This window comes from Bradyrhizobium cenepequi (assembly GCF_020329485.1).
Taxonomy (GTDB): domain Bacteria; phylum Pseudomonadota; class Alphaproteobacteria; order Rhizobiales; family Xanthobacteraceae; genus Bradyrhizobium; species Bradyrhizobium cenepequi.
Genome location: NZ_JAGKJI010000007.1, coordinates 159,966 through 185,151, shown reverse-complemented (window position 1 = coordinate 185,151; position 25,186 = coordinate 159,966). Strand labels below are relative to the sequence as shown.

Genomic DNA, 25,186 nt, shown 5'->3' with positions numbered 1-25,186 from the left:
GCGCGCGAGGGGTGGACGGTCTCGTTTTCACGGCCGACCGATGGCGGTGGGCGATGGCGGTCATGCCGCGGCCCCCACAGGCCGCAGCACCGCCCATCGTTTGAGGTTCATGGCGAGGCAGAGCAGGCGCAGATGCGTCTGGTTGCGGGCGAGGCCCAGATAACGGGCGCGCGCCCAGCGGTAGACGCCCTTGAGACGTGCGAAGACCTGCTCGACCGGTGCGCGGCGCCGGCCCACCGCGTCGTTGAAGCGCTTCTGCCGCTCGGTCAGGGGATGATGCTTGTTGGGCCGGAACATCAGCCGCGGCTTGATGCCCCGCGCCGCGAGCCCGCGGCGGCGCTCGTGCTTGTCATAGGCCTGGTCGGCGTAGACCGCCTTCTCGTCGCCGCTGATCAGCTCGTCGGCCGGCACCGTGTCGTTGACCGCAGCGTCGGTCAGCTTGCTGCGGCGGATGATCGCCGAACCCTGGTCGATGCCGACATGCGCCTTGTAGCCGAAGTACCGCTTGCCGCCCTTCTTGGTCCAGCGCGCATCCGCATCGCGTTTGCTGTTGACCAGCTTGCTCGGTGCCCGACCATCCGGACCCGGTAGCTGCGGCTCCTTCGGTGGCTTCGGCGGCTTCACCGCCGCCGGGATCAGGCTCGCGTCGATCAGCGTGCCCCGCCGCAGCACCAGCCCACGCGCCTCAATCTGGCGCACGATCTCACCGAACAGCGTCTCGTCCAGACCGGCCCGCCGCAACGTCTCGCGGAAGCGCCAGATCGTCGCGTGGTCGGGGGTCTCGTCGCCCAGCACAAAACCGCAGAAATCGCGGAACGAGGCGCGGTCATCCAGCGCCTCTTCAAGCTCCGGATCGGACAGTCCATACCATTGCTGCAGCAGCAGCGCCTTGAACATCACCAGCCGCGGGTAGGGCGGCGCGCCACGCTCCGGTTCCGGAAGGCCGCGCAGCACAAGCTCCACCGCCGCCCAATCGACCAGCTCGCCGATCCGCCTCAGCACCGGATTGCCTTTTCCCCGCCGCGCTACCAGCGCATCTGCGAAGCTCGGTTGCCCAACCTGCCGATATGCCATCCCCAGCCCCTTCTCCAACGGGCCTAGAGAATCGCAGATTCGCGATTTGTGCAAAGCTCTCGCTTGCGGGGAGAGGTCGGAATTCAAGCGCGGCTTGAATTCCGGGTGAGGGGGAGCCTCCGCGAATCCATCTGCTATCGTGTTCGCGGAAGCAGCCCCTCACCCCGACCCTCTCCCCGTAAGGACGGGGCGAGGGAGAAGAAAGCCTACGTCGCCTTCGCAGGCGTCGGCGTCGGCGTCTTCGGCAGCGGCTTGTCCTGCCGCTTCGACCAGGAAATGTAATAGGCCACGATCGCCATGATCGCGATGCCGGTGATGCTGACGAAGATCTGCGCGAACAGCGAGCCCGAGCTCATCGACAGCTCGAAATGCCCGACAAATGACAGGAACACGCCGACGCAGAACACCGCGAGCGACTGCTGGCCGCAGACGATCAGGGGATCGAACACCCGCCATTCCAGCGCCGCCCAGTCCTTCGGGATGAAGCGGATCACGAGGATCACGATGACCGCGAAGTGGATGAAGCGGTAGGGCGCAAGGTTGGTCTTGTCGTTCGGGTTGAAGGCCGAATAGAGCCAGTCCGGGAACATGACGCCGAAATCCGGGAAGCGGCCGGCCATGGTCATGGCCAGCGCGAAGATCAGATAGGCGATGCAGAACCAGAGCGTGTAGCGCGAGTTGATGATCGCGGCATTCTTGCGAGCGCCGCCCATCGCGCACCAGGCACCGAATACGAACAGCACCTGCCAGGCGAACGGGTTGAAGTACCACACTCCAACCGGATAGGCCGGCAGATTCCAGCCGGTTTGCCGCGACACCAGCCACAGCGCGATCGAGGCGATCATGGTCAGGTTCGGTTGTCGCAGCATGAACCAGAGCACCGGCGGGAACAGGCCCATCAGCACGATGTAGAGCGGCAGCACGTCGAGGTTGACGGGCTTGAATTTGAGGAACAGGCCCTGGCGCAGGGTCTCGGTCGCGTTGTCGACGAGGCCGGCGACGTTGAACTCGTTGATGAGGTTGGAATCGCCGAAGCGCAACGCCAGATAGCTGATCGCGGCGATATAGATCACGAACAGGATGATGTGGGCGACGTAGAGCTGCCAGACCCGCTTGGTCAGCCGGGTCGCGCCGACAATGAAGCCGCGCTCCAGCATCATGCGGGCATAGACGAAGGAGGCGGTATAGCCGGAGATGAAGACGAAGAGGTCGGCCGCGTCGCTGAAGCCGTAATTCCGCGTGGTGATCCAATTCACCACATTGTCGGGGATGTGGTCGAGATAGATCGCCCAGTTCGCGACCCCGCGAAACAGGTCGAGCCGGAGGTCGCGTCCCTTTTCGGGCAGGATGGCGTTGATTTTCATGGGTCCCGCTTCGAAGTGATGCTTTCGAGAAGGCCGCGCCGCGAGGGCCGCTTGCGACCATCCGCGGCCAGATTGTCACAGCGCGGCAGAATGGCTATACCGGATGGGAAGGTAACATCCGGGTTCAGGAATCACCCATCACATCCGTGAAAGGTGTCTCTATACTATCCCGGGCGTCTCCTCCACACGCTTCCGTGTCGCACATCTCCGAAGGTTCGACGATCCATGACGACAGCACGCATTTTTAAGCCCGCCAAAAACGCGATGCAATCGGGGCGTGCCCAAACCAGGGAATGGCAACTGGACTACGAGCCGGAACAGCCGCGGATGGTTGAGCCTCTGATGGGCTGGACCTCGTCGGGCGACATGAAGCAGCAGCTCACCCTCCGCTTCCACACCAAGGAGGAGGCGATCGCCTATTGCGAACGCAAGGGCATCCCCTACCAGGTGCTCGAGCCGAAGGAGCCGGTCTATCGCCAGATCGCCTATGCCGACAATTTCTCGTTCCGGCGCGGCGAACCCTGGACGCATTAACGCGCTTAACCGCGCCTGGCCGCCTCAGGGCGCGCGGAGCAGCGAATATTTGCCGACGATGCGGCCGACCCGCTTCTTGGCGCCGAACAGCATGATCCCGAGATATTCGATGCTGTCTGGCGCCAGGCCGCTCATCATGCGCCGGAATTCGCCGTAGTCGGTGGTCTCTTGTCCCGGCACGGGGAAGTCGACGATCTCGATCCCTGCCTCGGCGGCCTTGTGCCGGATCCGCGGCAAATCCTCCTTCGGCGCGCCGAGCACGGGAATTCCGATCGGGATCAGTCCAGCATGGGGATTGCCGGCGGCGTCGATCAGCGCGTCGCCCACGAGGTGAGGGTGGCGGGCGCCCATGGTCAGCGCCATCACGGCGGCGGCGTTGGCGGCCTTGCCGAGTGGCAAACCCGCATCGATCACCGCCACGCAGCGCTGCGGCTCCGACGCGCCGTCCTCGGAATCGCGGTCAGCAGCATGCACCATCACCAACCTCGCCGTACAAGTGACTTGTATACAAGTAACATGTGTGCATAGAAAGCGTCAACCTGGCTTCGCGGGCCGGAAGGGAACGATGGACAAGATCGAGGACTGCATCAGCTTTCTGCTCGGAAAGGCGCAGCAGCGGGTGACACGGCGTGCCAAGGAATTGCTGGGCGAACACGACGTGACGCCGGTGCAGTACGCCGCACTATGCGTGCTCTGGGAAAAGGACGCGCAGACAGCAGCCGAGCTGAGTGCGCGGCTCGTCATCGACAGCGCGACCATGACCGGCGTCATCGACCGGCTCGAGCGCTCGGGCCTCATCAGGCGCGAGGTCGATGCGAGCGACCGGCGCGTCTACCGTCTCTATCTCACTGATCGTGGCCGCGCGCTGCGCGCTCCGCTGGATTCCGCGATGGAGAAGCTCAACGCCGAAGTCGCGGAGCTTCTCGGCAGGGACTGGCCGCGCTTCCACCGGATGCTGCGCAAGGTCGGCGCGTCGAGCTAGGGCAGCGGCAGCGGGGCGTCCTTGGAGACGCCGAGCACTGGAAAGCTCCTGATGGTGCGCACCTCGGGCATCGTCGAAAACTGCAGGAGCTGCTGATGCATGCCCTGCACGTTTGCCGCCACGCATTTGAGCAGGAAATCCGCTTCGCCTGAAATGCGCCAGCATTGCTGCACCAGTGGCAGGCGGGCGATCGATGCCTCGAACACCTCCAGCGTGGCCTGGTTCTGGCTGGTCAACTGAATCAGGACAAAGGACACCACCTCGTAACCGAGCGTTCGCTCGTCGAGGCTCGCGCGGACGTCCCTGATGACGCCGCGGCTACGCAGTGCGCGGACGCGGCGCAGACAGGCCGGCGCTGAGATGCCGACCCGTTGCGCCAGGTCGTTATAGCGCAGCCGGCCGTCCTGCTGCAGCTCGGACAAAATCTTTCGGTCGATTTCGTCGAGCTCGGCGCGCTCGGTCATGAATGCCTCGTGCGTTGACGAACGAACTATCCTGCGGCAACACGCCGTGTGGCCCTGCGGCTGACGCGGGCAGGGGGAGCAGCCGCCTGCGGCGCAATGCCCGACAGCACCAGCTTTTCATGGGTGGCGATGATGGCTTCCTTCGAGAGTCGGCCGCCATGACGATACCAGGTGCACGGTCCCGTCAACATCGCCAGGATCGCAAAAGTTGCGACCTGGACATCGACCAGCTCGAAGACGCCCTGCGCAACACCTTCTTCGAGAATGTCGGCGAGGCGCCGCTCGTAGGCCTCGCGCAAGGCGATCACCGCCGCATAATTCTTCGGCTCCAGGCTGCGCAGCTCGGAATTGGCGATGTAGACCTCGCGCTTGCGCGTCATGTGGTAGCTAACGTGGAAGGCGACGAAGGCGCGGAGTTTTTCCTCCGGACCGCTCTTGGCCTTGAGCGCGAGGTCGAGCTGGCGCAGCAGTTCGTTGATATGATGCTGCACCAGGTCGAACAGCAGTTCCTGCTTGGTGCTGATATGGTTGTAGAGCGATCCCGCCTGGATGCCGACCTCGGCGGCGAGCTGCCGCAGGCTCATGGCCTCATAGCCATGTTCGAAGATCAGGCGCGTTCCGGCTTTCCGGATCGCCTCCAGCGTCGTTGGGCCGTGTGAGCCGATCGTGCGCGCCATCGGGACTCTCGCAGAGCGTTGGAGAAAGCAGGGAAACAAGCGAACGATCGTATGTTTATAGCTGGAAAATTCAGTAAAATCAATGAACTATAGGTTCAACATCGGCCCGATACCGATGCTCTTGAGACTGCAATAAAAAAACGTATGATCGTTCGTTATAAATCCAGGACGATGGGAGGAAGCCATGGTCTCGAACCCCTGCAAAGGCGGTCAATTCCGCAAGACGGTATCCCCGGCTTGAGCGCCTGAGCCTATCGCGCGATACGGCGCGATGTCCTAGTTTGAAGGTTGTCGAAACACGCGGCAGAAAAGCGCAACATGCAGCTTCATTCCACGATCGATCCCAGATCCTCCGAATTTTCTCGCAATGCCGAGGTAATGCGTGGCCTAGTCGCCGAGCTCCGCGACAAGCTTGGTCAGGTTGCGGGCGGCGGAGGCGAGGCGTCCCGTATCAGGCATACCGCGCGCGGCAAGATGCTGGCGCGCGACCGCGTCGACCTCCTGGTCGATCCCGGTACCGCGTTCCTGGAATTGTCGCCGCTCGCGGCCAACGGCCTCTATGGCGGCGACGTGCATTCGGCGAGCGTAATCACCGGTGTGGGGCGCATCTCGGGCCGCGAATGCATCATCGTCGCCAATGATGCCACCATCAAGGGCGGCACTTATTATCCGATGACGGTGAAGAAGCATCTGCGCGCCCAGGATATCGCCCGGCAGAACAATCTGCCCTGCGTCTACCTGGTCGACTCCGGCGGCGCCTTCCTGCCGTTACAGGACGAGATCTTTCCGGACGAGCGGCATTTCGGCCGCATCTTCTACAACCAGGCGCAGATGTCGGCTGCGGGCATTCCGCAGATCGCGATCGTGATGGGCTCCTGCACCGCCGGCGGCGCCTATGTGCCGGCGATGTCGGACGAGAGCATCATCGTGCGCAATCAAGGCACAATCTTCCTTGGTGGTCCGCCGCTGGTGAAGGCTGCGACCGGCGAGGTCGTCACCGCCGAAGAGCTGGGCGGCGCCGACGTGCATTCGCGGCAATCTGGTGTCACTGACCACTACGCGCAGAACGATGCGCACGCGATTGGCATCGCCCGGCGCATCGTCGCGACCCTGAAGCCGCCGGCACGCGCCGCGCTCAACATGCGCGAGCCGCGCGAGCCGCTTTATCCGGGCGAGGAGATCTATGGCGTGGTCTCCTCCGACGGCCGCAAGCCGTTCGACGTGCACGATATCATCGCGCGGATCGTCGACGGTTCCGAGTTCGACGAGTTCAAGAGGCTGTACGGCACGACGCTGATCTGCGGCTTTGCCCATATCTGGGGCTTTCCGGTCGGGATCATCGCCAACAACGGCATCCTGTTCAGCGAGAGCTCGCTGAAGGGCGCGCATTTCATCGAATTGTGCTGTCAGCGCGGCATCCCGCTGGTGTTCCTGCAGAACATCACCGGCTTCATGGTCGGCAAGAAGTACGAAGCCGGGGGCATCGCGCGCGACGGCGCCAAGCTGGTGACGGCGGTCGCGACTGCCGGCGTGCCGAAGTTCACCGTCGTGATCGGCGGGTCCTATGGCGCCGGCAACTACGGCATGTGCGGCCGCGCCTACAGCCCGCGCTTCCTGTGGCTGTGGCCGAATGCGCGCATCTCGGTGATGGGCGGCGAGCAGGCCTCGATGGTGCTGAGCCAGGTCCGGCGCGACAATATCGAGGCCAAGGGCGACACCTGGTCGGTGGAGGAAGAGGAGAAGTTCCGCGCGCCCATCCGTGCGCAATATGAGAGCCAGGGCAATCCCTATTACGCGACCGCGCGGCTCTGGGACGACGGCGTAATCGATCCCGCCGATACACGCCTGGTGCTCGGCCTCGGCCTCTCGGCCGCCTCCAATGCGCCGATCGAACCGACGAAATTCGGCCTGTTCAGGATGTGACGATGGATCGCTCAAGACTCTACCGGCGTTTTCGCACCCTGCTGATCGCCAACCGTGGCGAGATCGCCTGCCGCGTCATCCGCACCGCCAGGGCGATGGGCCTGCGCACCGTCGCCGTCCATTCCGAAGCCGACCGCGACGCGATGCATGTCGCACTCGCCGATGAGGCCGTGCTGCTGGGACCGGCGCGGGCGCGCGACAGCTATCTCAACATCCCGCACGTGATCGAAGCGGCGCGCGAGACCGGCGCGGAGGCGATCCATCCCGGCTATGGCTTCCTCTCCGAGAATGCCGAATTCGCGCAGGCCTGCCTCGACGCCGGCCTGGTGTTCGTCGGTCCGACCGCCGAGATGATGAATGCGATGGGTTCCAAGTCCGGCTCCAAGGAACTGATGGAGAAAGCGGGCGTGCCGCTGGTGCCGGGCTATCACGGCGCGGCGCAGGACGAGGCGACGCTGGCGAGCGCCGCCAAGCGTATTGGTTTCCCGGTGCTGGTGAAGGCGTCCGCCGGCGGCGGCGGACGCGGCATGCGTGTCGTCAATTCGCCGGCCGAGCTGTCGGCCGCGATCGTCAGCGCCAAGCGCGAGGCCAAGGCGGCGTTCGGCGACGATCGCATGCTGATCGAGAAATACGTCCAGAACCCGCGCCACATCGAAGTGCAGATCATCGGCGACAGCCACGGCAATCTGCTCTCGCTGTGGGAGCGCGAATGCACACTGCAGCGCCGGCACCAGAAGGTGGTCGAGGAAGCGCCATCACCGACGCTGAATGCCACCCAGCGCGAGTCCGTCTGTGCGGCTGCGCGGAAGGCCGCGGCGGCCGTCAACTATGTTGGCGCCGGCACCATCGAATTCGTCTCCGACGGCAAGGACGTGTTCTTCATCGAGATGAACACGCGCCTGCAGGTCGAGCATCCAGTGACTGAGCTAATCACCGGCGTCGATCTCGTGGAATGGCAGCTCCGCGTCGCCTTCGGCGAGAAGCTGCCGTTGAACCAGGACGAGATCAAATTGAACGGCCACGCCATCGAGGCGCGGGTCTATGCCGAGAACCCGCAGAAGAATTTCATGCCCTCGGTCGGCCGCATCAAGACCTGGCGCACGCCGGAGGGGGGCGACGGCCTGCGCATCGACGCCGGCTATCGCAGCGGCGATAACGTCTCGCCGCACTATGACGCGATGCTGGCCAAGGTGATTGCGTGGGCGCCGACGCGCGAGGTCGCGCTCGAAAAGCTCAACCGCGGGCTGGAAGAAACTGACGTTCGCGGCATCGTCACCAACATCCCGTTCCTGTCGGCGCTGGTGACGCATCCGGCCGTGGTCGCGAATGCGGTCGATACCGGCTTCATCGAGCGCGAACTGAAGAGCCTGACGGCAGAACGAGGCTCTGCCAGTGCGTTCGAGCTCTGTGCCGCCGTCGCGGCGATCCTGAATGAGGAGCAGAAAGCCGCACGGAAGGAAGCGCATTCGCCGTGGCAGACCTTTGGTTGGATGCCGGTTGGCCAGCGGCAGCGGGTGTTCTCGTTCCGGCAGGGGCAGGGCGCGGAACAGAAGGTGACGCTGCGCTACGGCAATGGGCCGTCGACGGTATCCGTCGGAGACCGCGAGTCCGTGCTGGCGCTGGCGCCTGCCGCGGACGGCGGCTTTGATCTGACGCTCGATGGGACGAAGTCCCATGTCGTCGCCGTGATCGAGGGCCACGAGCTTTACCTGCGAACACGCAACGGCCGCTTCGACCTGCACTGGGTCGATCCGTTCGGCGGCGAGACCGAGGAGCAGGTCGGCGAGGACAAGATCGTCGCGCCACTGCCGGGCACCGTGGTCGCGCTGCTTGCCGAGGAGGGCGCGACCTTGGAGAAGGGCGCGGCGATCCTGACGCTTGAGGTGATGAAGATGGAGCAGACCTTGCGCGCCCCGTTTGCCGGCGTGCTCACAAAGTTGAAGTGCAAGGTGGGCGATATCGTCGGCGAGGGTGTCGAACTCGCCGAAATCGAACCGGAAGAGGCGTGATGAGCGAGACCGTCCGCATTGTCGAGGTCGGCCCGCGCGACGGGCTGCAGAACGAGAAGACGCCGATCAGCGTCGCCGACCGGATCGCCTTCATCGAGCGCCTGATCGGCGCCGGCCTGCCGATCGTTGAGGTCGGCGCCTTTGTGTCGCCGAAGGCGGTTCCGCAGATGGTGGGATCGGCCGAGGTGCTGCGCGGTGTCAGCCATTTGCCCGGCGAATTCCATGTGCTGGTGCCGAACGAGAAGGGCTATGAGGCCTCGCAAACCGCCGGCGCCAAGGTGATCGCGGTGTTTGCCTCGGCCTCGGAAGGATTTTCGCGCGCCAACATCAACTGCACGGTCGCGGAATCGATCGAGCGCTTCAAGCCGGTGCTGGTGAGGGCCAAGGCTGACGGCATCAAGGTGCGCGGGTATATCTCCTGCGTGCTCGGCTGCCCCTTCGACGGCGAGGTGAAGCCGCAGGCCGTCGTCGATGTCGCCAAGACGCTGTTCGACCTCGGCTGCTACGAGATCTCGCTCGGCGATACCATCGGCGTCGGCACGCCAGTGAAAGCGCGGGAGCTGATGCGTGCGGTGGCGAGCCACGTGCCCGTGCAACACCTCGCGATGCATTTCCACGACACCTACGGCCAGGCGCTCGCCAATCTCTACGCCGGCATGGAGGAGGGCGTCCGCGTCATCGACTCCGCCGCCGGCGGTCTCGGCGGCTGCCCCTACGCACCCGGCGCGACCGGCAACGTCGCGACCGAGGACGTCATCTACATGCTCGAAGGCATGGGGATCAGAACCGGCGTCGACATGGACAAGCTGCTTGCCGCGACGAACGAGGTCAGCCGCTTGCTCGGCCGTCCGCCGGTGAGCCGTGTCGCCAGCGCGCTGAACGCGAAGAAGAAGCGCGTGACTTCGTAGAACTTGTAGGGTGGGTAGAGCGAAGCGAAACCCACCATTTGCGCGGCTTGCTTCGAAGCTGATGGGTTTCGCTTCGCTCTACCCATCCTACGGAAGCATCACCTCGCTCCCTCCGGCCCCATCACGAGGTCCGGCAGCCACGTCGATATCCCCGGGAAGAAACACAGCAGCAGCACCGCGAGCATCATCAGCAGCACGAACGGCAGCGTACCCCAGATCACTTCGCTCAAGGGAATGTCGGGTGCGACGTTGCGGATGACGAAGATGTTCAGCCCCACCGGCGGATGGATCAGCCCCATCTCCATCACGATGGTCATCACCACGCCGAACCAGATGATGTCGAAATTGGCGGCGCGCAGCGGCGGCAGGATGATCGGCGCGGTCATCAGGATGATCGAGACCGGCGGCAGGAAGAAGCCGAGCACGATCACCATGGCGAGGATCGCGGCGAGCAATTCCCAGCGCGGCAGGTGCATCGCGACGATCGCCTCAGCCGCCGATTGCGAGATGTGCAGGTAGCTCATCACGTAGGAGTAGAGTAACGACATGCCGATGATCATCATCAGCATGGTCGATTCGCGGATGGTGGATTTCAGGATCGGCTCGAGGTCGCTCGGCTTCCAGACGCTGTAGATCACGGCGATCAGCGCGAGCGCCAATAGTCCGCCGAGGCCGGCGGTCTCGGAGGGCGTCGCATAGCCGCCATAGAGCGCGATCATCACGCCGGTCAGCAGCAACACGAACGGCAGCACCCGCGGCAGCGCGTTGAAGCGGTCGGCCATCGTGAACTCGTCGCGCTGCAGGATCGCGGCGTCCGCACCGGTCGCGTCATAGGCGGCGCGCGCGGCCGCATATTCTTTGCGGAAACGATACATCGCGTAGAGGCCGAACAGCGTCACCAGCAACAGGCCCGGTCCGATGCCGGCGAGGAACAGCCGTCCCAGCGATTTTTCCGCCGCAACCGCGAACAGGATCATGGTGATCGAGGGCGGCAGCAGGATGCCGAGCGTGCCGCCGGCGGCGATGATGCCGGCCGCAAAGCCGCCGGAATAGCCGCGCTTGCGCATCTCGGGGATGCCGGCCGAGCCGATCGCCGAGCAGGTCGCGGGCGAGGAGCCCGCCATTGCCGCAAACAGCGCGCAGGCGAACACGTTGGCGACCCCGAGCCCGCCGGGCACGCGGTGCAGCCAGGCGTGCAGGGCCGAATAGAGATCCTGGCCCGCGCGGGATTTGCCGATCGCCGCCCCCTTGAGGATGAACAGCGGGATCGACAGCAGCGTGATCGACGCCATCTCCTCGTAGACGTTCTGCGTCACGGTATCGAGCGAGGCCGTCGGCATGTAGATCGCCATGAACACGACCGCGACCGCGCCCAAGGCAAATGCAATGGGCATGCCCGAGAACATCGCAAACAGGGTGGCAAGCCCGTAGCTGATGCCAATGCCAAGCACACTCATCGGCGTGCGCCACCCATCAACGGAATCATGATCTGCAACAGGAGCTGGAGGCAGAGCAGCGTCATGCCGACTGCCATCAGCACATAGGGGATCGCCAGCGGCGGCGACCACATCGAGTTCGATACCTGGCCGTCGACATAGGCCTCATGCGCCAATGTCCAGGATTTCCAGGCAAAGAAAGCGCAGAACGCCAGGCTCGCGGCATCGACGAGCCACAGCCTGACGCGATTTGCGAGCGGCGACATCAGCCCGACGAAGGCCTCGATGCTGACATGGCCGCGCTGGCCCTGCACATAGGCCGCGGTCATGAAGGTCGCGCCGACCAGCAGGAACACCGCGGCCTCGTCTTGCCAGTAGTTCGGGCTGCGGAATAGAGCGCGGCCGAGCACGCTGTAACTCAGGATCACGCAGGCCGCGATCAGCGCGATGGACGCGAACACGACGACGATGTTGTTGCAGATGGCAAGCCCGCGCGACAGCGCCGCCACGAGCGCATTGCCCGTGACGACGGTCTGACGTTCGACTTGATCCGCGACCGGACCATGCATCATGCGGCGACGTCGTTTGCGAGCTTCAACAGGTTGGCTGCCGTCGCGGTTTTGGCACCATAGTCCTTCCAGGCCGTATCGCGCGCAATGTCGCGCCACTTATTGACGGTGGCCGCATCGAGCGCGGCGACCTTGGCGCCGGCCTTCTCGTAAACTTTGGCGACCTCGACATCGTCGTCGTGCGCGCCCTTCTTGCCGAAGGCTTCGAGCTCAGCGCCGACGGCAAGGATGACGTCCTGCTGGTTCTTCGGCAGCTTGTCGAAGATCGCCTTCGACATCATCAAGGGCTCCAGCATGAACCAGTACGAGGTGCCGGCGCCGGAGGTCAGCGATTTCGCCACTTCTTCCAGGCGGAACGAGATCAGGCTGGTGGAGGAGGTGATGCCGGCGTCGCAGGCGCCGGTCTGCATCGCCGCATAGAGTTCGTTGGAGGGCACCGACAGCACGGCCGCGCCGGCCGTCTGCAGCACCATGTCCATCTCGCGCGAGCCGCCGCGCACCTTCATGCCCTTGGCGTCCTCGGGCGCCACGATCGGCTTGGAGCGGCTGGCGACGCCGCCGGCCTGCCAGACCCAGGTCAGGAGGATGATGCCCTTGTCCGCCAGGAAGTCGGAAAGTGCCTTGCCGACCGGCTCTTTCTTCCAGCGCAGGCCCTGGTCGTAGGTCGTGACCAGGCCCGGCATCAGGCCGATATTGGTCTCCGGCAGCTCGCCGCCGGCATAGGGCATCGGGTAGAGGCTGATGTCGAGCGCGCCCTTGCGCATGGCGGAGAACTGCGCGTTGGTCTTGATCAGCGAGGAGTTCGGATAGACTTCGGCTGCTAACTCGCCGCCGGAGCGCTTCGCCACTTCCGCGGCGAACGTCCGGCAGAGGCGGTCGCGGAAATCGCCCTTGTCGATGGTGCCGCCGGGGAACTGGTGCGAGATTTTCAGTGTGGTCGCGGCTTGGGCGGTGCCGACGCCGAAGCGGAGGACCGCAGGCGCGGCAAGTGCTGAGGCGAGGACGTGGCGGCGAGTAAGCATAAAGTTTCTCCCGTTGAAAAGGCTGTTCTTGATTTGCGATAAGGCGGAACTTGAGGGCCGCATTTAGGCGAACTTTGCCAGAATTTTCTCTAGGCTGATAGTTTGAGACGGCTTGGTGCGTTGGCGCCAAGCGTCACACCAGAGGCAGGTATTACCGCACCGCACACAAGAGCCGACGATCTGCCGCAGCGTCTCCTTTTCGGGCAGCCGCGGTCCGCACACCCCTTCAAGACTTTGTGAGAAGGTAACAACGGCCATTCCGCCGGCGTCGAGAGAAGAGCGGCAGACGTCGCTCCATGATCAACCCGCAGCAAGGATGACCACCATGACCTTCTCGACCCGTATCGGCCTCGGCGTCTCCACCGCTCTTGTCGCTTTCAGTGTCGCGCTCTCGCCCGCAGCGTTTGCCCAGGACAAGATGGGCAAGGACGACGCCATGAAGAAAGACACGATGTCCAAGGATTCCATGTCCAAGGACTCCATGTCGAAGCATGACGGCATGAAGAAAAGCGACGGGATGATGAAGAAGGATGATGCAATGAAGAAGGAAGACGGCATGAAGAAGAACTGATTGCCGTCTTGTCTGAGAAGGACTCGCCGCGAGGAAGGACTCGCCGCGAGCAGTGCTCGTGGAGAGTCCTCTCACCTTGAATGCCGGGAGCAAGCCTTGCCTGCCTCGAGCGTGTCGCGGGAAACGCCCTTACTTCTTTTTCTTGCTGCGTTCCTTGCGGGCCGCGTAGCGCGCGTCGCGCTTGGCCTTCTGATCGGCTTCGAGCGCGGCCTGACGCGCGGCTTCCTCTTCCTTTTCGCGGGCGATCCTTGTAGTTTCCGCGGCGGCGGCTTCTTCCTCGAGACGCTTCTGCTCGGCCTTGGCCGCCTCCCGCGCAAGCCTTGCCTGCTCCCGGGCGGCCGCAACCGCCGCGCGCTCGGCGGTCCGTGCCTGCACCTGGGGATCATCGGGCCCGGGACGGGAACGGAATTTTTCTAGAATGTTCTGCCGGGCCCGCTGCGCCGCCTTTTGTCGGTCGGAAAAGTTCGGTTCCTTGAAGCCGCTCATCGAGAGAGCCTTGTTACCTTCACTGCTGGTTGGAGGGGTGACGGAAATGGGGTTCTGCCCAGCACATAAGTGAACCCGGCGCAAAATGCCAGCGTTCAATTGGCATGCCGAACAGGCTCGTTCGCGATGTATCCGCGGCAGAGATGAGCCGATGATTGCCAGGTGCAATCCGGCGATCTGCGTCCAACTTCGCTAAAATTTCTGGCCGTGCCAGAACAAGCTAGAAGCTGTCACGCGACCGGGAGGTTCCCAGCACCCTGGCGACGGTCTGCGCCGTCATGGCGACGCGATCGGAGGTCCGCTGCGCTTCGAGCTTGTCCCGGGCCCTCTCGCGGATCAGAAGCTCGATCAATTCGAGCCGCTTGCCGTCGTCGACCGCTTCCGCCAGCAGTTTCTTGTATCGATGATAGTCGTAGCCCGTTTCTTGTTGACCCATGGCACGCTCCGCACACGCACTTACCGGAAGGCGCGCAGTCTTGAGCAGCACGCGAACAGGTGCAACGGATTTGCAACACTTATGCCCAGGCTTTGAGAATTTATCCGTCAGCTGTTGCAGATGTGATCACGCGTGCACTTGCGAAGCAGCTGCTGCAACCACGATCTCTGTGGGGACGGTGCGGGAACCGATACAATCATGACAGACCCGAGGGAAGGCGGCAGTCGCCGCGGCGCGATCGTCGGCCTCTTGATCGCGGCCGCGATGCTGGCCGCCGGCTTGTGGCTGGCGCGCGAGCTGACCGCGGCGAGCAAGATGCAGGACTGCCTGATGTCGGGACGGACCAACTGCAACGTGATCCAGCCGGCGCAATAGCCCGTGGGGACAGCGCTAAAACGCCGCGGGCAATTGTGATTCCGATCACAGAAAGAGGGGCGAGCCAGTCCTATGCTCCGCGCAAACTGAACAGGAACGATCGCATGATCCACCAACTCTATAGTCGCAAGGGATTTGCGCTGCTGGCCGTCATCGTCGTGATCGGTTTTGGCGTGGCGCTGCTTTCAGCCGGCAGCCTCTCTCACGAGACGGTAGCGAGCGCGGCACTCGGGCCGGGGTGGCAATGCAGCCGCATCGCCTTTGTCATGACGAGCTGCACCAGAGATAGAAGGCCGGAGCCTGCGCGTGCGCACGCGCAACAGCCGTCCCCCGGCTAGTCTCTCCGTGACCCGTCAGCGCGCATCGCGTGCGAGCGTGGCAACATAACCCGCGGGTACGATCGGCGTATCCTGCGATGCGAGCGGACCCTCCGCGTTGGCGCGCGGCGGGCTTTCATGGTCTAATGCCCTGCATTGCACGAGGGCCTGACATTCGACATTGATTGGAGTTTTTCGATGAAAAAGCTTTCCAGCCTTGCCGCAGTCACAGCGGCGTTCATGTTGATGTCCTACTCGAGTTACGCAGTGGCACAGACCGCCCCGGCGGCCGGCACGGACACCGTCGCGCCTGCAGCGAACACGCCGGCACCTGCCGCGACCACCGCGACAACGCCAGCCGCCACCCAGCCGGATTCGAATTCGTCCACCACCGAGAAGGCTGCGCCCAGGAAGAAAAAGACAGTCGCCCGGAAACGGACGCGTCAGCAGGAGATCGATCACTCGATCGAGACCGGAACGGTGCCAGCCCGCTATCGCAGCTCGGTGCCGAAGCAGTATCGGCAATATATCCCGTTCGATAAGCAGTGAGCCACGCATCATCGGGGCAGCCGACTGCGACTGGCCGTCGGTCGTTGAGCCTACCACGCAATGGCCGTGATTGTACGGACTTGCCCATTATCGTTTCCTGCCATCCAACTGCACTGTCGTATGCATTCAATCCTCGTGATTGATTCGCCACGCGTTCATCCGTTGTTCGATCGGTCCTTTCCAATGCCGCATCACCTGCTGAAGGCCGTCGACGCCATTTACCAATCCGCTGCGGAGCCGTCGCATTGGCCGGTGGCGCTGCAGAGCATTGCCGATTGCCTCAGCGACGTCGGAGCGATCCTGCTCTATGGCAAGGATGACGGAAGTTTTGGCGCCATCCAGTCCGCCTCCCTCGATGCGATCGCGCAGGAATACATGCGCGAGTGGACTTTTCGGGATATCCGCGCGAACCGCGCGCGCGAGCGTGGCTATTTCTTCAATCGCGACGTCATAACCGACCGCGACGTGGTCTCCGAAGAGGACATCGCAAACGACCCGTTCTACTCCGTGCTGCTTCGGAAATACGGCCTGAAATATTTCGCCGCCGCAACGGTCTCGCCGGATGCGAAGATCGAGGTGGCGATGAGCATCCAGCGCGCGAGCGGCAAGCCGGCCTACAGCGACGCCGAGCTCGATCTCGTGGCCCAGCTCGGCCGCCACGTCGAACGGTCGCTCCGCCTTGGCATCCGCCTGATGGATTCGGAACTGAGCAAGCTTGGCCTCGGCGCCGCCCTTGCGAGGTTGGGGACCGGGGTCTTTGTGTTGGACTCGGTCGGCCGCGTGATCTTCTCCAACCCGAAGGCCGAGTCGCTCCTCGGCGATGGTCTCGAGATCGTGGAGGAGAAGCTTACGGCAGGATCGTTGGCCCTGAACTCGCCGGCCTCGGCTGCGATGAAACGTCTCGCGGCGTACCGCGCCGAGGATGTGTTGGCTGGCGAAAAGCCGATCATCGTGCACCGGCGAACGTCGGGTCGGCCGCTTGCGCTCTATGTCCTGCCCGTCTCGATGGCGGCCAACAGCATCAACCAGTTCCTGACCCAGGCCAGGCTGCTCATCCTGGTGGTCGACCCCGACAACAACAGCCCGCCGGATCCGTCGCTGATCCGCGATGTGCTCGGCCTGACGCTGGGCGAGGCGAGGGTGACGGCGCTGGTCGGCACCGGCCAGTCGCCGCGCGATGCTGCCGACAAGCTCGGCATCACCGAGGAGAGCGCCCGGACCATCCTCAAGCGCGTGTTCTCGAAGGTAGGCGTGTCGCGGCAGGGCGAACTGGCCGCACTCCTGGCGCGGCTGGTGCTCAGATAGCCCGGTTGCCTGGCGCGGGCGCAAGACGCGGCGGATTAGCCATACCGCCCTCGAATTCCAGAGAAAATCAGCGGACAGTCCCCATTTGGGGGATGTCGCCGCGCCCGCGACCAATGAAGAGATCATGCCAAGCGATAGTCGGGTGGTCGACGCCGGCGGTAGCCAATACCTCACCTCCGACGATCGCAACGAGACCAAATTTCGAGAATTGGCGCGCCCGGGTTTTGCTCGGGGCGTGGTTGGCGGGGCCAGACCACGCGGCGGCATTGATCTTCGCCGCTCGCGTCAGCTCCGCCCCAGTCGGCGCCTTCGTTCCAATGCCGCGAACGGTGGCAAATTCACCGGCAGGACATTCCGGCTTCCATCTCGCCCCAGAAGCCGCACTGCGTGGCAGGCCTCGCGTGCAGTTCGTTCCTGAGTACGAGCAGGCTCGCCGCCACCACAAGGGCGGCCGAGAGCGTGATAAGTAGTTTTCGCATCGAGTTCCAGTGAAGCGTGGATGGGAATATGGCAGCGCCCTTAAGGCATGCTGGTGGCGCCAGCAAGGCGCTGGGCGCAAACCTGCCCGTCGTCTCGGTCGCCCACAAACGGTACCATCCTGCCTTCCATCCGGTTGCAGGCAGGTCTGGAACAGGGGAGCTATCGGATCGAGGTCAATTGGCCCAGCCGTTCCGTCAGTGCCAGGATGGTCGATTTGAGATTGTCCCGGCGCCTCGAAAGGGTCCTGGCAAGCAATGGATACCGCGGATCTGCGGCGTCGTTGATCCCGCCGGTGGCTTCCTCCGTCGCGATGTCGCAATCGAGGATCCGGACAGATCTTTGCAGATCCTCGAGCATCGTCTGGATGACGAGGACGTCACGTATTGCAGTGATGCTGGAATTCCCAATCTGAGACGCGGCACCCATGGCATTGCTCCCGCTTGATCCAACTCGGTGCAGCCCTGACGGGGCTGCGGTGTCGGAGCAGCAATTAGCAAGACCTTTGCCAAATCTGGCGACCGAAAATTAACCCTGGGGGGAGCCTCGCCAACGGTCGCGCGAGCCGGACCCGCCGCCGAGCCTTGCCCTGGAGATGGCCGCCTTGGCCCGAGACTCATCAAACGGCCCCAGGTGTGCTGGGGCCGCCAACCTTGGAGGTTTTCCTCCGGCCGGTGGGGGTAGGGGGCGTTCGACCGGAGGCCATGATTCGACTCAGGTCCCGCCGCTTCGTTCCTCGGTTTGGGCCGGGAAGGTGGTTGCTAACCGGTTGGCGAACGCGTTGCTTTCGCGGACCGAATTGCCTTTGTCCGGAAATACGGCCGACGTTGCGATTCGGTTGGCCTTGTCGGTTTGCCTGGACAGTCGCAGCCCGGAGCTCGGGAGGCCGGATCCCCAGCCTTATGTTTTTACTGTTATTTTGGACTGTGCGATGCTGGCGACAGACCTATGATTATACTATTGAAAGGCTCGACGGCTGATGCCGCGCCAAGAAGGTCCCGTAGCTCAACTGGATAGAGTAGCGGATTTCTACTCCGCGGGTTGCAGGTTCGAATCCTGCCGGGATCGCCAGCGGCCAAAGCGGTCGCTAGAAATGCTCGAAGTGCGAGATCGGCCAACTGGCACCTGATGCGGCAAGACGGGCTCGCGGACGAGAAACATGTTGGTTCGGTCGCGGCGATCAGTTTCGGCCCAAGCTTTTCGACCTGCATTGTCACGATGAAGCGGTCATAAAGCCACGCTCTGACGAGGCGGCGGGCCATTCGACGTTCTCTCCCGATCCGTGCCGGAAGCGCCCCGACGTTGAGACCAGGGCCTCGCTGCCCAACTCTCGGTATCATTGTGACGTCTGCGTGCGGTGCGGCCCGACTGGCTGCATCGGTTAGCGGCGTGGCGCCCGCCGCAAGGGCTCGCAAACGCCCTTTCTTTGGTGTCGGCGACGCAGGCAACGGAACGTGACCGCAATTCACACATGGCCGAATTGTTTCCAAATGTTTCTGACGGTAAGGAGGCTGCACTGCCGAAGAGAGCTTGGGCCGGGGGCGACGATGACTCTGTTGCAGAAATTGAGACGCAAGCTGTTTCCGCCCCGCGAAGTCATCGAGGGCTATGAGAACCAGGAGTTGGTCGAGACGATCTTCCGCAAGACCATCGCCTATGATCCCGACGGCGACTGGCCGCTCGTGGTCGGGGTCAATTCAGTGCTCGATTTCGGAGGCGGCGCCGGCCTGCACTACAAGCTTGCGCGAAAGCAGTCGCCCGATATCCGCTGGGCCGTGGTGGAAACGCCGGCGATGGCGCGCCGCGCCCGTCAGCTCGCGACCAATCGGCTGATGTTCTTCAGCGATATCCACGAAGCCGCTGACTGGCTCGGAGAGGTCGAACTGATGCACTCCAACGGCGCCATCCAATACGTCCCGGATGCAATTGAGACCATCCGGACTTTGTGCGCCACGCGGCCGGCCGCGATGGCATGGCATCGCGTGCCGATCAGCGACGCCGACGCCAAAGCCAAAGCAGAGGTGCAGACGTCGTTCCTTAGCGACAACGGTCCGGGATCGCTGCCGACATCGAAGGACAAGCTCGTCAAATACGCAAGGAACTGGATTCCGGCGGAGTCATTTCTCACGGTACACCAGGGCTATCGCCTGGCCGAGCGCGGCCCGGATCCGCGCGAGCACGGTACCCAGCAGTTCCGCTTCGTTCGGCACTGAAACGGGGGCGCTCGCTCGTCGCCGATCCGAAATATTCATTCTTTCGCTAGGCAGACCGCGAACCCTTTTCGGCAATCGGGCGACAAAAGCGGGCGGTGGACGGCGTCTTGCGGTCCGCGCTTACTGCCTGTCGCGCCGGCTTGCGCCGCGCGCCGGACATAGGACTGTCTGGTAATGCCTGTTTGCGACGCTTCGCTACGTTGTTTCCGCGCCATCAGTCTGTCACCTTTTCGCGCCCTTTTATTGGTCACGCGGCGTTCGTTCGCCGCCCCGGGAGATCCGTCATGATTGGTTTGGTTCGTGCCGCAGCTTTTTGCGCAGCGCTGGCGCTTGGTCTTACGGCAGCGCAGGCGGCTGACAAGGCGTTCAAGCGCGACGACCTCGCCGATTCCGCGATCAAGCTGGAGGCGCAGATCAGGACCGAGGCGGGGCCGGTCGCCAAGAGCATGGCGACGCTGAAGACCGATGCGGATGTCGCCTTCCGCCGCGCCGACTTCCGCACCGGCTTGCAGATCCTTGGCCAGATTGCCGCCACCGCGCCGGAGGATAGCGGCAACTGGCTGCGGCTTGCCCGCACCATCTTCCAGATCCGCACGTCGAGCTCGACCGAGCAGACCTTCCTGCTCGAGCGTGCCTCGACCGCCGCCTATATCGCCTATCAACGCGCCGGCAACCAGGCGGAGGAGGCCGATGCGCTGGCCGTGCTCGGCCGGGCGCTGTCGGATCGCAAATTGTGGCGGCCGGCGCTCGATGCGCTCCGGATGTCGCTCGACATGCGCGAGGTTGCCGACGTCCGTGGCCAGTATGAGAAGATGCGCGACGAGCATGGCTTCCGGCTGCTCGACTACAGCGTGGATTCTGATGGCGCCACGCCGCGGGCCTGCTTCCAGTTCTCAGAGGAATTGGCCAAGCGTGTCGATTTCGCGCCCTTCATAGCGCTTGCCGGCACCGACAAGCCGGCGCTCACCACCGAGGGCAAACAACTCTGCGTCGACGGGTTGAAGCACGGCGAGCGCTACAACATCAATCTGCGCGCCGGCCTGCCGTCGACCGTGAAGGAAGTGCTGCCGAAGTCGGCCGAGTTCAACATCTATGTGCGCGACCGCAAGCCGTTCGTGCGCTTCACCGGCCGCGCCTATGTGCTGCCGCGTACCGGCCAGCGCGGCATCCCCGTGGTCAGCGTCAACACGCCGGCCGTCACCATCGACGTGTTCCGGATCGGCGACCGCAACCTGATCAACACCGTCATCGATAGCGACTTCCAACGCGCACTGAGCAGCTACCAGCTCTCCGATCTCGGCGACCAGCGCGGCGTGAAAGTGTGGTCCGGCGAGCTTGCGACCGCTGCTACCCTGAATCAGGACGTCGTCACCGCGTTCCCGGTCGACCAGGCGCTGGGCGATCTGCAGCCCGGCGTCTATGTCATGACCGCCGCCGCGAAGGGGCCGAGCAGCGACGATGACGGCACGCTGGCGACGCAATGGTTCATCGTCTCGGACATGGGGCTATCCGCGTTCTCCGGCAATGACGGCATCCACGTCTTCGTCAATTCGCTGGCCTCGACGGAGCCGGTCGCCAAGGCCGAAGTCAAGCTGGTCGCCCGCAACAATGAGATCCTGGCCACCCGCAAGACCGACGACACCGGCCATGTGCTGTTCGAGGCCGGGCTCGCGCGCGGCGAGGGCGGTCTGTCGCCGGCGCTGCTCACGGTTACGAGCGAGAAGGCGGACTATGCCTTCCTGAGCCTGAAGAGCAACGGCTTCGACCTGACCGACCGCGGCGTCGCGGGACGGGCGGTGCCCGCGGGCGCCGATGCTTTCGTTTATGCCGAGCGCGGCGTCTACCGCTCCAACGAGACCGTCTATCTCACCGCGCTGTTGCGGGACGGGCAGGGCAACGCCATGACCGGCGGCCCGCTCACCCTCGTGATCGAGCGCCCCGACGGCGTCGAATTCCGCCGCGCCGTGCTGCCCGACCAGGGCGCCGGCGGCCGCACCATGGCCGTCGCGCTCAATTCGGCGGTGCCGACCGGAACCTGGCGGGTACGGGCGTTCACAGATCCGAAGGGCTCTTCGGTCGGCGAGACCACCTTCATGGTCGAAGACTACATCCCCGAGCGGATCGAATTCGATCTGACGGCCAAGGACAAGGTCATCAAAGCTGAAGTTCCAGTGGAACTTAAGGTCGACGGTCATTTCCTCTATGGCGCACCGGCTTCCGGGCTGCAGCTCGAGGGCGACATGCTGGTGACGCCAGCCGCCTCGGGGCGTCCCGGCTACCCCGGCTACCAGTTCGGCATCGCCGATGAGGAGAGCGCCAGCAACGAGCGCACGCCGATCGAGAACCTGCCGGAGTCTGATGCCAAGGGTACGGCCATCTTCCCGGTCATGCTGGAGAAGACACCGACCTCGACCCGCCCGCAGGAAGCGCAGATCTTCGTCCGCATGGCCGAGACCGGCGGCCGGTCCGTCGAGCGCAAGATCGTGCTGCCGGTAGCGCCGGCGAGCTCGCTGATCGGCATCAAGCCGCTATTCGGCGACAAGAGCGTGGCGGAAGGCGACAAGGCCGAGTTCGACGTCGTGTACGTCGATCCCGACGGCAAGCAGCTCGCCCGCGACGGCCTGCGCTACGAGCTCCTGAAGATCGAGTCGCGTTATCAATGGTATCGCCAAGGCTCATCCTGGGACTATGAGCCGGTCAAGTCGACCAGCCGTGTCGCCGATGGCGATGTCCATCTCGCCGCCGACAAGCCGTCGCGGCTCTCATTCGCGCCGCAGCCGGGCCGCTACCGCCTCGACGTCAAGTCGAACGATGCCGATGGCCCGCTGACCTCGGTGCAGTTCGACGTCGGCTGGTACTCCGACGGCAGCGCCGATACGCCTGATCTCTTGGAGACCTCGATCGACAAGCCGGAATACCAGTCCGGCGACACCATGGTGGTTTCCGTCAACGTCCGCTCCGCCGGCAGGCTGACCGTGAATGTGCTCGGCGATCGCGTGCTGACGACGCAGAGCATCGACGTCAAGGAAGGCACCCAGCAGGTCAGGCTCACGGTCGGCAAGGACTGGGGCACTGGCGCCTATGTGATGACGACCTTGCGCCGTCCGCTCGATACGGCCGGGCAGCGCATGCCGGGCCGTGCGATCGGGCTGAAATGGTTCGGTATCGACAAGAAGGCCCGCACGCTCGCGGTGACGCTCAGGCCGCCGCCGCTGGTGCGGCCGGGCTCGGCGCTGAAGATCCCGGTCGAGCTTGACGGGCTCAATCCCGGCGAAGACGCCAAGGTCGTGGTCGCCGCCGTCGATGTCGGCATCCTCAACCTCACTAATTACAAGCCGCCGGCACCCGACGATTACTATCTCGGCCAGCGTCGCCTCACTGCCGAGATCCGCGACCTCTACGGCCAGCTCATCGACGGCATGCAGGGCACGCGCGGCCAGATTAGGACCGGCGGCGATTCCGGCGGCGCCGAATTGCAGGGCTCGCCGCCCACGCAGAAGCCGCTCGCGCTCTATTCCGGCATCGTCACTGTCGGCGTCGATGGCACCGCCGAGATCAGCTTCGACATTCCGGAATTCGCCGGCACCGCACGGGTAATGGCGGTGGCCTGGAGCGCCACCAAGCTTGGCCGCGCCACGACAGACGTCACCGTGCGCGATCCCGTGGTGCTGACGGCGACGTTGCCGCGCTTCCTGCTCAATGGCGACCGCGGGACCATGAGCATGGATATCGACAATGTCGAGGGCGCGGCGGGCGACTATATCATCAACGTCAAGGCGTCCGGTCCGGTGAAGCTCTCGGGCAATCCGGCCACCACGGTGAGGCTCGCCGCCAAGCAGCGCACCTCGTTGTCGCTGGCGCTGGATGCCGGCGGCGCCGGCGCCGCCAATCTCGATGTTGACATCACAGGCCCGAACGGCCTGACGCTGGCGCGGCACTATGCGCTGGACGTTAAGGCGGCAACGCAGGTGCTGGCGCGCCGCTCGGTTCGCACGCTGGCAAAGGGCGAAAGCCTGACCCTCGCGTCGGACATGTTCAGCGATCTCGTCCAGGGCACCGGCAGCGTGTCGCTGTCGGCGAGCCTGTCCACTGCGCTCGACGCCGCCACCATCCTCAAGGCGCTCGACCGTTATCCGTACGGCTGCTCGGAGCAGATCACGAGCCGCGCGATGCCGCTGCTCTATGTCAACGATCTCGCCGCCGGCGCGCATCTGGCGATGGACACCGCGGTCGATCAGCGCATCAAGGACGCGATGGAGCGGCTGCTTGCCCGCCAAGGCTCGAACGGCTCGTTCGGCCTGTGGTCGGCCGGTGGCGACGACGCCTGGCTCGATGCGTATGTGACCGACTTCCTGACCCGCGCCCGCGAGAAGGGCTTTGTGGTGCCGGATGTGCTGTTCAAGAACGCGCTCGACCGCATCCGTAATTCCGTGGTGAACGCCAACGAGCCGGAGAAGGACGGCGGCCGCGATCTCGCCTACGGCCTCTATGTGCTCGCCCGCAGTGGCGTCGCGCCAATTGGCGATCTGCGCTACCTCGCGGACACCAAGCTGAACAACCTCGCGACCCCGATCGCGAAATCGCAGCTCGCAGCCGCACTAGCGCTGGTCGGTGACAGGGCCAGGGCGGAGCGGGTGTATACCGCCGCGCTCGACTCCCTCAATCCAAAGCCAGTGCTCGAGTTCGGCCGCACCGATTACGGCTCGGCGCTGCGCGATGCTGCAGCGCTGGTCTCGCTCGCCGGCGAAGGCAATGCGCCGCGCGCGACCATGATCGGCGCCGTCGCGCGCGTCGAAGCGGCGCGGGGGCTGACACCTTACTCCTCGACCCAGGAAAACGCCTGGCTGGTACTGGCCGCCCGCGCCCTCGCCAAGGAAACGCTGAGCCTCGACATCGACGGCCAGCCGGTCAAGACCGCCGTCTTCCGCAGCTACAAGGCCGAAACGATGGCCGGCAAGCCGATCAAGATCACCAACACTGGCGAGGCGCCGGTTCAGGTCGTGGTCTCGGTGTCGGGTTCGCCGGTGACGCCGGAGCCGGCCGCTTCCAACGGCTTCAACATCGAGCGTAATTACTTCACGCTGGACGGCAAGCCGGCCGAGATCGGCAAGGCGAAGCAGAACGACCGTTTTGCCGTGGTGCTGAAGATCACCGAGGCCAAGCCGGAATATGGACACATCATCGTGTCCGATTATCTGCCGGCCGGGCTCGAGATCGACAACCCGCACCTGGTGTCCTCCGGCGATTCCGGCACGCTCGACTGGATCGAGGACGGTGAGGAGCCCGAGCATACCGAGTTCCGCGACGACCGCTTCACCGCGGCGATCGACCGCGCCAGCGACGCCAAGTCGGTGTTCACGGTGGCCTACGTCGTACGCGCGGTCTCGCCCGGCAAATACGTGCTGCCGCAGGCCTATGTCGAGGACATGTACAACCCCTCGCGCTATGGTCGCACCGGCACCGGCACCGTGGAGGTACGCGCGGCGAAATGAGCG

General features: G+C 64.2%; 24 protein-coding genes and 1 tRNA gene. 13 read left to right on the top strand and 12 right to left on the bottom strand.

What is annotated here, in order from left to right; all coding sequences use genetic code 11:
* Positions 1-60 precede the first annotated feature (60 nt).
* Positions 61-1,074: an IS5 family transposase gene (locus tag J6497_RS11380; RefSeq protein ID WP_225704351.1), complete on the bottom strand. Its 1,014-nt coding sequence runs from the start codon at positions 1,072-1,074 to the stop codon at positions 61-63.
* Positions 1,075-1,280: 206 nt separating this feature from the next.
* The gene (locus J6497_RS11375) at positions 1,281-2,438 is read right to left on the bottom strand and encodes an OpgC domain-containing protein (RefSeq protein WP_225704350.1); all 1,158 of its coding nucleotides are present in this window, start codon (positions 2,436-2,438) and stop codon (positions 1,281-1,283) included.
* 225 nt (positions 2,439-2,663) lie between these two features.
* Between J6497_RS11375 and J6497_RS11370 the strand changes: the two genes are divergently transcribed.
* Positions 2,664-2,972, top strand: a complete 309-nt coding sequence (locus J6497_RS11370; RefSeq protein WP_225704349.1) for an ETC complex I subunit — start codon at positions 2,664-2,666, stop codon at positions 2,970-2,972.
* A 24-nt stretch (positions 2,973-2,996) separates the two neighbouring features.
* Here J6497_RS11370 and J6497_RS11365 read toward each other — a convergent pair whose 3' ends face one another.
* A complete protein-coding gene (locus J6497_RS11365; RefSeq protein ID WP_225704348.1) occupies positions 2,997-3,449 on the bottom strand; it encodes a DUF2000 domain-containing protein in 453 nt (150 codons plus the stop codon).
* A gap of 88 nt (positions 3,450-3,537) precedes the next feature.
* Between J6497_RS11365 and J6497_RS11360 the strand changes: the two genes are divergently transcribed.
* The gene (locus tag J6497_RS11360; protein ID WP_225704347.1) at positions 3,538-3,954 is read left to right on the top strand and encodes a MarR family winged helix-turn-helix transcriptional regulator; all 417 of its coding nucleotides are present in this window, start codon (positions 3,538-3,540) and stop codon (positions 3,952-3,954) included.
* Here J6497_RS11360 and J6497_RS11355 read toward each other — a convergent pair.
* Together J6497_RS11355 and J6497_RS11350 are read right to left on the bottom strand one after the other, a co-directional pair.
* Positions 3,951-4,418: an Lrp/AsnC family transcriptional regulator gene (locus J6497_RS11355; RefSeq protein WP_225704346.1), complete on the bottom strand. Its 468-nt coding sequence runs from the start codon at positions 4,416-4,418 to the stop codon at positions 3,951-3,953. The two genes, J6497_RS11360 and J6497_RS11355, sit on opposite strands and share 4 nt — an antisense overlap.
* Positions 4,419-4,444: 26 nt before the next feature.
* Positions 4,445-5,095 (bottom strand): TetR/AcrR family transcriptional regulator, encoded by a 651-nt coding sequence (locus J6497_RS11350; protein ID WP_225704345.1) that lies wholly within the window; start codon positions 5,093-5,095, stop codon positions 4,445-4,447.
* 318 nt (positions 5,096-5,413) lie between these two features.
* Between J6497_RS11350 and J6497_RS11345 the strand changes: the two genes are divergently transcribed.
* The 3 genes from J6497_RS11345 to J6497_RS11335 are packed head-to-tail and all read left to right on the top strand — an operon-like array spanning position 5,414 to position 9,935.
* A complete protein-coding gene (locus tag J6497_RS11345) occupies positions 5,414-7,018 on the top strand; it encodes a carboxyl transferase domain-containing protein (protein WP_225704344.1) in 1,605 nt (534 codons plus the stop codon).
* Between the two features lie 2 nt (positions 7,019-7,020).
* On the top strand, positions 7,021-9,027 hold the full coding sequence (locus tag J6497_RS11340; protein ID WP_225704343.1) for an acetyl/propionyl/methylcrotonyl-CoA carboxylase subunit alpha: 2,007 nt from the start codon (positions 7,021-7,023) through the stop codon (positions 9,025-9,027).
* On the top strand, positions 9,027-9,935 hold the full coding sequence (locus J6497_RS11335) for a hydroxymethylglutaryl-CoA lyase (protein WP_225704342.1): 909 nt from the start codon (positions 9,027-9,029) through the stop codon (positions 9,933-9,935). Before J6497_RS11340 ends, J6497_RS11335 begins: the two co-directional genes overlap by 1 nt.
* Before the next feature lie 98 nt (positions 9,936-10,033).
* Here the strand turns inward: J6497_RS11335 and J6497_RS11330 are convergent, their stop codons facing one another.
* Genes J6497_RS11330 through J6497_RS11320 form a run of 3 tightly spaced genes read right to left on the bottom strand, consistent with a single transcriptional unit; the run spans position 10,034 to position 12,962 of the window.
* Complete coding sequence (locus J6497_RS11330) at positions 10,034-11,392, bottom strand: TRAP transporter large permease (RefSeq protein WP_225704341.1); 1,359 nt, start codon at positions 11,390-11,392, stop codon at positions 10,034-10,036.
* On the bottom strand, positions 11,389-11,943 hold the full coding sequence (locus J6497_RS11325) for a TRAP transporter small permease (RefSeq protein WP_225704340.1): 555 nt from the start codon (positions 11,941-11,943) through the stop codon (positions 11,389-11,391). The genes J6497_RS11330 and J6497_RS11325 overlap by 4 nt, the downstream gene beginning before the upstream one ends.
* Complete coding sequence (locus J6497_RS11320; protein WP_225704339.1) at positions 11,940-12,962, bottom strand: TRAP transporter substrate-binding protein; 1,023 nt, start codon at positions 12,960-12,962, stop codon at positions 11,940-11,942. The genes J6497_RS11325 and J6497_RS11320 overlap by 4 nt, the downstream gene beginning before the upstream one ends.
* A 325-nt stretch (positions 12,963-13,287) precedes the next feature.
* On the opposite strand from J6497_RS11320, the gene J6497_RS11315 reads away from it, so the two are divergent.
* Complete coding sequence (locus J6497_RS11315) at positions 13,288-13,533, top strand: pentapeptide MXKDX repeat protein (protein ID WP_225704338.1); 246 nt, start codon at positions 13,288-13,290, stop codon at positions 13,531-13,533.
* Positions 13,534-13,662: 129 nt separating this feature from the next.
* On the opposite strand, the gene J6497_RS11310 is transcribed toward J6497_RS11315, so the two are convergent.
* Entirely contained in the window at positions 13,663-14,019 is a 357-nt protein-coding gene (locus J6497_RS11310; RefSeq protein ID WP_225704337.1) for a DUF6481 family protein, read from the bottom strand.
* 220 nt (positions 14,020-14,239) lie between these two features.
* Positions 14,240-14,455, bottom strand: a complete 216-nt coding sequence (locus J6497_RS11305) for a hypothetical protein (RefSeq protein WP_225704336.1) — start codon at positions 14,453-14,455, stop codon at positions 14,240-14,242.
* 198 nt (positions 14,456-14,653) lie between these two features.
* Here J6497_RS11305 and J6497_RS11300 point away from each other — a divergent pair, with 198 nt between their 5' ends.
* From J6497_RS11300 to J6497_RS11285, 4 genes are all read left to right on the top strand, one after another.
* A complete protein-coding gene (locus J6497_RS11300) occupies positions 14,654-14,830 on the top strand; it encodes a hypothetical protein (protein WP_225704335.1) in 177 nt (58 codons plus the stop codon).
* Positions 14,831-14,934: 104 nt separating this feature from the next.
* The gene (locus J6497_RS11295) at positions 14,935-15,168 is read left to right on the top strand and encodes a hypothetical protein (RefSeq protein ID WP_225704334.1); all 234 of its coding nucleotides are present in this window, start codon (positions 14,935-14,937) and stop codon (positions 15,166-15,168) included.
* A 177-nt stretch (positions 15,169-15,345) separates the two neighbouring features.
* Complete coding sequence (locus tag J6497_RS11290; RefSeq protein WP_225704333.1) at positions 15,346-15,696, top strand: hypothetical protein; 351 nt, start codon at positions 15,346-15,348, stop codon at positions 15,694-15,696.
* A 183-nt stretch (positions 15,697-15,879) separates the two neighbouring features.
* Complete coding sequence (locus J6497_RS11285; protein ID WP_225704332.1) at positions 15,880-17,001, top strand: helix-turn-helix transcriptional regulator; 1,122 nt, start codon at positions 15,880-15,882, stop codon at positions 16,999-17,001.
* A 338-nt stretch (positions 17,002-17,339) separates the two neighbouring features.
* Here J6497_RS11285 and J6497_RS11280 read toward each other — a convergent pair whose 3' ends face one another.
* Together J6497_RS11280 and J6497_RS11275 are read right to left on the bottom strand one after the other, a co-directional pair.
* On the bottom strand, positions 17,340-17,480 hold the full coding sequence (locus J6497_RS11280) for a hypothetical protein (protein WP_225704331.1): 141 nt from the start codon (positions 17,478-17,480) through the stop codon (positions 17,340-17,342).
* A 160-nt stretch (positions 17,481-17,640) separates the two neighbouring features.
* On the bottom strand, positions 17,641-17,907 hold the full coding sequence (locus J6497_RS11275; protein WP_225704330.1) for a hypothetical protein: 267 nt from the start codon (positions 17,905-17,907) through the stop codon (positions 17,641-17,643).
* 565 nt (positions 17,908-18,472) lie between these two features.
* On the opposite strand from J6497_RS11275, the gene J6497_RS11270 reads away from it, so the two are divergent.
* From J6497_RS11270 to J6497_RS11260, 3 genes are all read left to right on the top strand, one after another.
* A tRNA-Arg gene (locus J6497_RS11270) sits at positions 18,473-18,549 on the top strand.
* Between the two features lie 476 nt (positions 18,550-19,025).
* Positions 19,026-19,691, top strand: a complete 666-nt coding sequence (locus J6497_RS11265) for a class I SAM-dependent methyltransferase (protein ID WP_225704329.1) — start codon at positions 19,026-19,028, stop codon at positions 19,689-19,691.
* 284 nt (positions 19,692-19,975) lie between these two features.
* Entirely contained in the window at positions 19,976-25,183 is a 5,208-nt protein-coding gene (locus J6497_RS11260) for an alpha-2-macroglobulin family protein (RefSeq protein ID WP_225704328.1), read from the top strand.
* The last annotated feature ends 3 nt before the right edge of the window (positions 25,184-25,186 follow it).